Genomic DNA, 9,394 nt, shown 5'->3' with positions numbered 1-9,394 from the left:
TGAGCCGGAATCGCATCAAATGGGCATGAGGGGAAGCCGCGGGCGAGAATTGCAAAGGGTCTTGTCAGGAGCGGTGGGCCAATGAGACAATCGCCATGGCCATGAGCGACCGACGGGCAGATCTCAGGCGCTATCCCAGGGCCAAGGTGACATGGCCCGTGGTCTTGGAGCTGGAGGACCGCTCGCTCCAGCTCGAGACGGTGAACTTGAGCCCGATGGGCACCAAGGTCCGGGTCGATGAGCCCCTGGAAGTCGGCAAGACGGCCAAGCTCCACTTCCGCCCACCCAATGGCCTCTCTCTCGACGTGGACGCCATTGTCTGGCGCGCCGACCTGGACGGTTCGGCGTTCTTCTTCGTCGGGCTCGAAGGGGACGAGACCGAGATCATCAGCCGACCCGCTCCGCAGAATCCCTGATCGACGGTATCCCGCCCACGCGGGATGCGCGCCCCTCTTCTCGCCTCGCCGCTGTCGAGTAAAGGCTACTCGTCCCGGCGCTGCTCCATCCGCTCCTGGATCTCGGCCGCGAAGAGGTCGAGGGTGAGGGGGCAGGGCGGCTCGTTCGTTCCCACGTACTGACAGTCGAGCTCGCTGCACTGCACGAAGAGCTTCCCGCTGCCGCCGATGACCGTGCTCCGGCGGAGCGTGATGGAAACCGTCTCGGACACCACCTCGCACTGAAACGACTTGGCCGGGGTACGGCGCACGGCACCGTCTCCTTCGAGAGAACCGCTGTTTCCGGGAGCTTCGAGCGACCGCTCGTGAGGACCGCGGGGTGCGATTACCCGCTGCTCTCTTCCACGAAGAGGTGCCCAGTATAGCAGGTTAGGCGGCAGATTCTCCCCCAATGAGCCGAGGCAGGATGGCCAGCGCCTCCTTGATCCGCGGGCCGTACCAGGTCGCGAGCTTGCCGTCCATGAGGTGAAGGCGTCCTTCGCGCACGGCCGGGATTTCGGGATGCGCCTGGAAATCCGCCAGGTGCGCCCTTCGGAAGCGATAGGGCTCGTCCGGCAGCAGGATGACCTCGGGCGCCGCCTGCGCCACCTCGTCGAGCGTCACCTCGGGATAGCGCCGCTCGTGCCCGCCGAAGGCGTTGATCCCTCCGCACTCCACCAGCATGTCGTGGGCATACGTGTCGCGGTTGACGGTCATCCAGGGCCGCCGCCAGATCGGGTAGAAGACGCGGCGCCGAGGAGTGTCCGCGCGCGCCCTCCGCACCGCCTCCAGCGCGGCCTCGAGCTCGCTCGCGAGGGTCGCCGCCCGCTCGCCCTGTCCGACAACCTCGCCGAGGTCTCGCACCAGGCGTATGCCGGCCGCGACCGTGCGCGGATAGGTGACATAGACGGGGATGCCCCAGCCGCGGAGCGTCTCGACGTGCTCGCGCACGTTCTCCTCGACATTGGCGACCACGAGGTCGGCGTGGAGCTCGCGGATCACGTCGAGCTTCGGGTCCTTCTCCCCGCCGATTCGCGTCTTGGCCGCGACGCCCTCGGGGGGCTGGGTGCAGTACACCGTGCAGCCGGCCACCGCGTCACCGGCGCCCACGGCGAAGAGGATCTCGGTGATGCTCGGGATGAGAGAGACGATGCGCCGTGGCGGGGCGGCGAGCGAGACGAGCGCGCCCGTCGCGTCGTGGAACTCCATCGCGAGCTAGGATACCATGTGCACGCAATCGCCATGGTGCGCGCCGCCGATTCTTTCTATCGTGTGCTCTACGGCGGCCTCCTCTCCCGGCTGCCCGAGCGCGTCGCGGTGCCCCTGGGCCAGTGGGGCCTGCGCCTCCTGCCCCTCGATCGCTTGCCCATCTTCCGCAACCACGACCCGCGCCTCGCCACGACCCTGGGCGGCGTGCGGCTGCCCAATCCGCTGATCTTGTCGTCGATGTACTACGACACGACGATTCTCCGGCGCGCCATGGGGCTTGGTTTCGGGGCAGTGACCACGAAGAGCATCACGCCCACGCCACGTCCCGGACATCCCCCGCCAAATCTCGTCCGCATCGAGACGCCCGAGGGGCCCGGCCTCGTCAACTGCAATGGCTTTCACAATCCGGGCCTCGAGGCCTATGGCGCCGCCCTCCGTCGCTTGCCGCATCGGGTGCCTCTCATCGTCTCGGCCACGGGCGAATCGGCGGAGGACATCGTGGCCGTGGTGGAGGGGCTGGCGCCTCTCGGGGATCTGGTCGAGATCAATATCTCGTCGCCCAACACCAAGCTCGTCTATGCGTGGTCCGAGCGGCCGCAGGAGCTCGCGGCCATGTTCCGCGGGGCCCGCAAGGCCACCGACAAGCCCATGATCGTCAAGGTGTCGCCCGACTTCCGGCAGATGAACGAGGAGACGACCATCCCCGCGGCCGTCGAGGCCGGGATCACCATCATCAACTGCGGCAACACGCGCCGTCTGGACGAGCCGCGCCTCTCCCAGAAGGTCGGTGGCCTTTCCGGTCCCGCGCTCTTCCCTCAGATGCTCGACAATGTGCGCCGCTTGCGCGATCGATTCGGCGCGCGCATCGATCTCATCGCCACCGGCGGCATCGACACCCCCGACAAGGCCCTGCAGGCGCTCGGTGCGGGCGCGACGGCGTGCGCGTACTTCACCGGATTCATCACGCGGGGCCCGCTCCTCGCGCGGCGAATGCTCGACGCCATTGTCAAGGCCCATCGGTAACCCACAGCTTATCCACTTATCCACCGGCATCCACAGAACGAGAAATCGCACGGCCTGATGCGGCTCTGCGGGCACGTATCGAAAATATGACGCTCCGGCCGTCCACCGTTGCGAGCGGCCGAATAAGAGGCAGCAATCACGCGTGTGCGCGGCGCGGACAGCGCGCAAACCCGCATCCAGCGCGGCCAAACGAAGCCTTGACATGGTTTGCGTCGCTTCATACTGTGGGCCCCTGCTGCGCGCGTCACGAGAGTGAAACACGAACGTGAGATGCTGAAGGGACGGTGAGCATGGAGGCAAGCCGGAAGCCCCTGGCGAAGGTAGAGGGCAGGAAGCGGATGCGGCTCAATGGGCTCACCGTGGCATGGCGGGGGACGCCGAGCCTGGACGACTGGGTCGCCTACATCGTCAACGGCACGAAGTCGAAGAAGCTGATCCTCGCGGATCACACCTCGGAACGAAAGGTGAAGTCCATCCTGGCGCGTATCCAGGGCATGTCGAAGAAGGAAGTGGAGAAGCTCGCCAAAGGCTAGCCCGGCGGCTGAAAAAGGCCCAGCTGCTTCGTTGGCGCCCCGCCCTTCGAGTTGAGCGGCGGCCTCTGGCCGTCGCGAGACGAGAGCTGAGTTGACCCGCACGCTCAACGTACGTGGCAGTTCGAGCTGAGAGGCGCAGCCACGAGGCGAGGGCCGAATAAGAACTACGCCTCGCGCGCGACCTTCGGACGCCGCCTCGCATCTGGACCTTTTTGAGCCGCCGGGGTGCTTTCGTCTCCCCTAGAGACTGCCTCGTTGGGCCATGCTGATGAAGCGCTCCCTTCCGATGATGACGTGATCGTGAATGGGCAGGTCCAGGAGCTTCGAGCATTCGACGAGCTGGCGGGTCAGCCGCACGTCCTCGCGGCTCGGGGTGGGGTCGCCGCTCGGATGATTGTGCAGCAGGATGATGGAGGCGGCCGACTCCACGATGGCGGGCTTGAAGACCTCGCGGGGATGGACGAGGCTGGCCGACAGGGTACCCTCGGAGATCACCACGTCCTTGAGGAGCCCGTTCTGGGCGTCCAGCAGGGCCACCCGAAAGACCTCTTTCTTGAGGTCTTCCATGAGCGGCCCATAGCGCCCGAACACCTGCTCGGGGCTCGAGAGGGCCGGTCGGCTCGCGCCATTCCGTGACCGGAGCCGCCGCGTGATCTCGAAGGCGGAGGCCAGCCGCACCGCCTTGGCGCGCCCCACGCCGCGCACGGCCGCCACCTCGGCCACCTCGCGCCCCGCCAGCTCCTGAAGCGAGCCGAACTGCGTCAGCAGCTCGTGGGCGACGTCGAGCACGGAGAGTCCGGGCACGCCGGTCCCCAGCTGGATCGCGAGCAGCTCGGCATCGGAGAGCGCCGCCGCGCCCTTGTGGTAGAGGCGCTCACGCGGACGCTCTTCGGTGGCCCATTCGGTGCCGCGAGTGCTCCTGCCCATGCGGCCGAAGTAACACGCGGCTCGCGAAGGCGTCAATGTCCCCAGTCTCAGACGGTTATCTCAGCCCTCGCCGGTTCAGAATCTCCTCGGCCCCGGTGAGCTCGATCTGGCGGGGCTCGTCGCCGAGGCCGCTGATGGCGACCGTGATGGCGGTGGAAGGCAGGAGGGGCAGGATCTTGTCGGCCCACTCGATGATGGTCACCCCGGAGCCATGGACCATCTCCTCGAGACCCACGTCCACGAGCTCGGTCAGGCTCTCCGTGCGGTACGCGTCGATGTGATACACGGGCAGCCGACCCCGATACTGGTTCACGAGCACGAAGGTCGGGCTCGTGACATCAGCGGTGACCCCGAGCCCTCGGGCGAGGCCCTGGAGAAAACAGGTCTTGCCCGCTCCCAGCTCCCCCGTGCAGGCCACCACCGAGCCTTCGCCGAGGCGCCGGCCCAGCCGCTCGCCGAGCGCCTGCGTCTCCTCCGGGTTCCGGCAGACCACGATCAACTATTCAGCCCTCGCCTCGCCGCTGATCCACCCAGCTCGCCCTTCAGAGCTTCGCCCTTCAGGTCGAACTGCAGGCCTGCGGGATCAACTCAGCTCTCGTCTCGCGGCTTCACCGCTCAACTCGAACAGCGGGCAGCGTCTCAGCTCGATCATCGGAGGCCCGGCGTGAGCGCGGCCGGGATGGCCTGGATGATGTCGCTGGCCATGAGCCCCTCCTCGCCGCGGTCGGCCGCGGCCAGATCTCCCGCGAGACCGTGGAGGTAGCAGCCCGCCTGGAGCGCGGCGAGCGGATCGAAGCGTCTCGCGAGGAAGGCGCCGATCATCCCCGTCAGCACATCGCCGCTGCCGCCCGTGGCCATGCCCGGATTGCCCGTGGGATTGATGAAGACGCGTCCATCCGGGCATCCGAGGACGCTGCGGGCCCCCTTCAAGACCAGATGCACGCGATAGCGGACACAGCACTCCCGCACGATCTCGATGCGGTCGGCCTGGACCTGGGCCACCGTCATGCCGAGTAGCCGCGCCATCTCCCCCGGATGCGGCGTGAGCACGCGCGGCGACGAGGCCTCCTCGAGCAGATCGAGGTGGCCGGCCAGGGCGGACAGGGCATCCGCGTCGATGACCATGGGCCGCGGCACCTCGGACACGAGCGCGCGAGCGAGGGCCTGGCTCTCGGCGTCGAGGGAGAGCCCCGGCCCCACCGCCAGCGCGTCGCGTTGAGCCGCCAGCTCGTCGAGGTGGTCCTTGGCCTTGAAGGCGATGGCCCGGCCCGCCGTCTCGGGCAGCGCCTCCGTCATGAGCTCCATGGCGAAGCCCGCGATGGTCGGCTGTTGCGAGGACGCGGTCGCCACCGTGCAGAGCCCGACCCCGCTCCGGAGGGCCGCGGTGCCCGCCAGGGCAGCCGCCCCGCTCTTGCCGAGAGAGCCCGCCACCACCAGAAGGTGGCCGTACGTACCCTTGTGGGCATCTGGACGCCGGCGCGGGAACAGACCGCGCACATCGGACTCCTCCAGGAGAAAGGTCGTGATCCCGCGCCCGACCTCCGCCTCAGCGATTCCGATCGGCACCACCACGACGCGCCCCGCGTATTCGGCGGCCGGGTAGAGAAGCAACGCCCGCTTGAGGCCGGCAAAGGTCAGGGTAAGGTCCGCGCGGATCGCGGGCCCGAGGAGCAGGCCGCCATCGGACGCGAGTCCCGAGGGCAGGTCGAGCGCGATGACGGGGATGGCGCCGCGCCCGCATACATCGTTGACGAGCTCGATGGTATGGGCGAGCAGCCCGTGCACGGCCCCGCTGAGACCGGTGCCCAGGAGCGCGTCGACCACGATGTCCGCCTCGGTGAGAGCCCTCCGCACGGTGGCGAGGCCCTCGTCGTCCTTGATCTCCTCGACGCGCCCGCGCCATCGGCGCAGGGCCTTGGCGGCATCGCCCTTGACTTCGGCGCGCCGGCCCAGGAGCAGGACACGCGCCCGGGCGCCTTTCCCCTTCAGGTGACGCGCGACGACGAAGCCGTCGCCGCCATTGTTGCCCTTGCCGCACAGGATGGTCACCCGCTTGCCGCGGATGGGCGCCCACTCGCGGATGATCACGGCGGTGCCGCCGCGGCCCGCGTTTTCCATGAGCTGCGGCCCCGGGATGCCGAGCTTCTCGATGGCGCGGGCGTCCAGGGCCCGCATCTCGGCCGCCGTGAAGACCGGCTGCACCCTACCTCCCTTTCGAGGAGGCGAGCAGATCGGCGGACTGCGTGAGGAAGTCGGCGAGCATGGCCGTGTAGGTCCCGCGGTAGGTGGTGCGCGCGACCCGCGGCAGCTCGATGTGCATGGCCTTCTCCGAGCGCGCGAGAAGGCCGCCCGCCCTGGCCTGGGAGGCCGTGTAGCGGAGGGCATCCACCGGCCCCACGAGGATGTCCAGGCGCGGGGCATCGGGCTGGGATCGCAGGTGCGCGTCGCGCACGAGCTCGAGCAGGGCCTTGAGCCGCCAGGCCTCATCCGTGCTGATCCCCACCGTGGCGATCTCCACGCGCCCGGCCGTCTCCTTGTGCGCGTTGCCGTGGACCTCGACATAGTAGCGCAGCGGTCCCTGCGCGGCCTCGATCACGGATCGGTCATAGCCCTCGAAGACGCGACGCGCCTCGGCACTCTCCCTCTCACTGCTCGGCGGCATCCCCGCCACGCCCTCCGTGGGCCGGTTGACATTGTAGCGGCGGCCCTCGGCGTCGAGCTTGCCGAAGCCTCGCGCGATGACGGCGCTGAAGCCCGTCAGCCTGGCCAGGTCCGCGCCGATCATGTCCGTGAAGCTGTCCGTGGTCCCGTGCGGGGCCCCGATGACGAAGCCGGGCCGGCCCTTCTGGACGATGAAGGTCCCCTGCCCCGGCAAGGTCGGGCGCGTGCTCTCGGCGATGGACACGGGCTGCTTGCCTCCCAGAAGCCCCGCGCAGCCGGACAGCAGCATGGCGAGGCCGATCGCGAAGCTAGGTAGAAGCCGCCCCGGCATCCGGCGGATCTCCGACGAGGAGCGCCTGCGCCAAGGCGTAGTCACCATCATGCGAGAGCGAGAGCAGGACCCGCGAGGCGCCCTTGGCGCGCGCGAGGGCCTGGGAGCGGCCCGACAGCACCATGACGGGCGCCTGTCCGCGCTCGCGCCGGACTTCGAGCTCGCGCCAGTTGACGCCCATGCGGAGACCCGTGCCGAGCGCCTTGAGCGTCGCCTCCTTGGCCGCGAAGCGCGCGGCCAGGTGGGGGATGGGATCGCGGCGGCGGCGGCAATAGGCGAGCTCGCCCTCGGTGAAGACGCGGCGCAGGAAACGCTCGTCCCAACGCTCGACCGCGCGACGCATGCGCGTGATCTGCGCCAGGTCGACCCCCACGCCCATGACCGTCACGCCCCGATGGCTCCCTTGATGAGCTGGGAGAGATCGGCGGCGATGGTCCGGACCCTGTCTCCGTCCTCGTACTCGACCATGACGCGGGCGAGATTCTCCGTGCCGGAATAGCGCAGAAGTATCCGACCGCCGGAGGCCATCTCGCGCTCGAAAGACGCCTGCAGGACCGTCAGCCCGGGAATGGACTCCAGCGGCGGCTTCTCGCGAACCCTCACGTTGATCAGCACCTGCGGGAACTTGGTCAGACACTTCGACAGCGCGGACAGCGGCTGGCCGGTCTCGCGAAGCACGGACAGGAGCTGCAGGGCGGAGACGATGCCGTCTCCCGTTGTCGTGTGATCGAGAAAGAGCAGATGCCCGGACTGCTCGCCCCCGAGGTTGGCGCCCGTCTTGATCATCTCCTCGAGCACATAGCGGTCGCCGACCTGGGTCTTGATGGTGCGTATCCCCGCCTGCCCGAGCGCCTTGTCGAGACCCAGGTTGGCCATGACCGTGGTCACCACGACGCCGGTCTTGAGCCGGCGAAGCGAGGCCAGGTGGCGCCCGCAGATGGCGAGAAGATAGTCTCCGTCGCGGACCTCGCCCGTCTCATCCAGGGCGATGAGCCGGTCGCCATCGCCATCGAAGGCCAGCCCGATGTCGGCGCGGGCCGCGCGGACCCGCGCGGTCAGACGCTCGGCATGCAGGGCGCCCGACTTCTGGTTGATGTTGAGACCATTGGGGCGCGCCCCTTGCACGACGACCTTGGCGCCCAGGGCCCGAAAGAGCTTGGGCGCCACGCGATACGTGGCGCCGTGAGCGCAGTCGAGCGTCACCGTCAGTCCCGCCAGGTCGAAGGGGAAGGTCTGCCGCGCGTGCGCGATGTAGTCGGCCTCCGCCCGGTCGTAGCGCACGAGGCGGCCCAGGTACTTGCCCGTCGGCTTGGGCGCCACGTCCCGGCCATTCAGGCGGGCCTCGATCTCGCTTTCCCAGCTCTCGGGGAACTTGGAGCCTTCCGAGGAGAAGATCTTGATTCCGTTGTCCTCGAAGGAATTGTGCGAGGCCGACAGCACCACCCCCCCCTGGGCGTCGAGAGCGCGCGTGAGATAGGCGATGGCGGGAGTGGGCAGCACGCCCACCGCGAAGACGTCGGCCCCCGCGGAGAGCGCTCCCGAGACAAGAGCGCCCTCGAGCATGGGGCCGGACAGCCGGGTGTCCCGGCCCACCACGAGCCGCCCCTTGCTGAGACCATGGTGCTCGAGGAGGGTGGCCACGAGCTGGCGCCCGAGACGAAAGGCCAGCTCCGTGGTCAGCGGCTCCGCATTGGCCACGCCCCGGATCCCGTCGGTGCCGAAGAGACGGGCCATCAGCGCTCCCGGGCCAGCTCTATGCGCACGATATCGGGGTTCACGCGCAGCACGGTCACGCCCGCGGGCACGATGATTTGCTCAGGGCCGAGCCGCAGCATCATCTCGCCGGGCCGGGACCCGGCCAGGCTGACGCGCACGCGCATCGATTCAGGCGAGACACGCGCGAGAGCGGAGCGGAGACCGTGGACCTGCACTTCCACCGTCTCGGGCTGCTCCCCGGTGACCACGAGGCCCGCGGGCAACGAGTGAAGCTCGATGGACAGAGGCAGGACGGCATTGGTCTTTTCCGATGTCATCACGAAGAACCAGAGTGCCGTCGAGAAGACGAGCGCCAAAAGCTTCAGCTCCCAGTGACGCGTCAACGCGGAGAGCATTTAATTGGTTCTGGGGGGGAGCGGCGTCGCTCCTCCCCCAGACCCCCCCACCGCATTGATCATTCGGTTTCTCACGCGGCTTGTCTCATAGTGCATTCACAGGTTCTGGGGGGGAGCGGCGTCGCTCCTCCCCCAGACCCCCCCACCGCATTGATCATTCGGTTT

12 protein-coding genes are annotated in these 9,394 nt (G+C 68.5%); 3 read left to right on the top strand and 9 right to left on the bottom strand.

Features of this window, described 5'->3' with window-relative positions; all coding sequences use genetic code 11:
* Positions 1–95 precede the first annotated feature (95 nt).
* A complete protein-coding gene (locus VGT00_21060; protein ID HEV8533920.1) occupies positions 96–416 on the top strand; it encodes a PilZ domain-containing protein in 321 nt (106 codons plus the stop codon).
* Positions 417–481: 65 nt separating this feature from the next.
* Here VGT00_21060 and VGT00_21055 read toward each other — a convergent pair whose 3' ends face one another.
* The gene (locus VGT00_21055) at positions 482–706 is read right to left on the bottom strand and encodes a hypothetical protein (GenBank protein HEV8533919.1); all 225 of its coding nucleotides are present in this window, start codon (positions 704–706) and stop codon (positions 482–484) included.
* Positions 707–824: 118 nt separating this feature from the next.
* Complete coding sequence (locus VGT00_21050; GenBank protein HEV8533918.1) at positions 825–1,643, bottom strand: cobalamin-binding protein; 819 nt, start codon at positions 1,641–1,643, stop codon at positions 825–827.
* A gap of 18 nt (positions 1,644–1,661) precedes the next feature.
* Here VGT00_21050 and VGT00_21045 point away from each other — a divergent pair, with 18 nt between their 5' ends.
* Both VGT00_21045 and VGT00_21040 read left to right on the top strand, forming a co-directional pair.
* Positions 1,662–2,666, top strand: coding sequence for a hypothetical protein (locus VGT00_21045; GenBank protein ID HEV8533917.1), 1,005 nt, complete (start codon positions 1,662–1,664; stop codon positions 2,664–2,666).
* A 290-nt stretch (positions 2,667–2,956) separates the two neighbouring features.
* Positions 2,957–3,199 carry a hypothetical protein gene (locus tag VGT00_21040; GenBank protein HEV8533916.1) on the top strand — a complete coding sequence of 81 codons (243 nt, stop codon included), beginning with the start codon at positions 2,957–2,959 and terminating at the stop codon, positions 3,197–3,199.
* A 240-nt stretch (positions 3,200–3,439) separates the two neighbouring features.
* Here the strand turns inward: VGT00_21040 and radC are convergent, their stop codons facing one another.
* From radC to VGT00_21005, 7 genes are all read right to left on the bottom strand, one after another.
* The gene (gene radC, locus VGT00_21035) at positions 3,440–4,126 is read right to left on the bottom strand and encodes a DNA repair protein RadC (GenBank protein ID HEV8533915.1); all 687 of its coding nucleotides are present in this window, start codon (positions 4,124–4,126) and stop codon (positions 3,440–3,442) included.
* Positions 4,127–4,181: 55 nt separating this feature from the next.
* A complete protein-coding gene (gene tsaE / locus VGT00_21030; protein HEV8533914.1) occupies positions 4,182–4,619 on the bottom strand; it encodes a tRNA (adenosine(37)-N6)-threonylcarbamoyltransferase complex ATPase subunit type 1 TsaE in 438 nt (145 codons plus the stop codon).
* Between the two features lie 155 nt (positions 4,620–4,774).
* Complete coding sequence (locus VGT00_21025; GenBank protein HEV8533913.1) at positions 4,775–6,328, bottom strand: NAD(P)H-hydrate dehydratase; 1,554 nt, start codon at positions 6,326–6,328, stop codon at positions 4,775–4,777.
* A gap of 1 nt (position 6,329) precedes the next feature.
* On the bottom strand, positions 6,330–7,118 hold the full coding sequence (locus VGT00_21020) for a hypothetical protein (protein ID HEV8533912.1): 789 nt from the start codon (positions 7,116–7,118) through the stop codon (positions 6,330–6,332).
* On the bottom strand, positions 7,096–7,497 hold the full coding sequence (gene acpS, locus VGT00_21015; protein ID HEV8533911.1) for a holo-ACP synthase: 402 nt from the start codon (positions 7,495–7,497) through the stop codon (positions 7,096–7,098). The genes VGT00_21020 and acpS overlap by 23 nt, the downstream gene beginning before the upstream one ends.
* A gap of 5 nt (positions 7,498–7,502) precedes the next feature.
* Positions 7,503–8,852 carry a phosphoglucosamine mutase gene (gene glmM / locus VGT00_21010; protein HEV8533910.1) on the bottom strand — a complete coding sequence of 450 codons (1,350 nt, stop codon included), beginning with the start codon at positions 8,850–8,852 and terminating at the stop codon, positions 7,503–7,505.
* Positions 8,852–9,229 carry a hypothetical protein gene (locus VGT00_21005; GenBank protein HEV8533909.1) on the bottom strand — a complete coding sequence of 126 codons (378 nt, stop codon included), beginning with the start codon at positions 9,227–9,229 and terminating at the stop codon, positions 8,852–8,854. Before VGT00_21005 ends, glmM begins: the two co-directional genes overlap by 1 nt.
* Positions 9,230–9,394: the final 165 nt, after the last annotated feature.

The organism is Candidatus Methylomirabilota bacterium (assembly GCA_036002485.1).
Lineage (GTDB): Bacteria > Methylomirabilota > Methylomirabilia > Rokubacteriales > CSP1-6 > AR37.
This window is presented reverse-complemented; position numbering and strand designations above follow the sequence as displayed.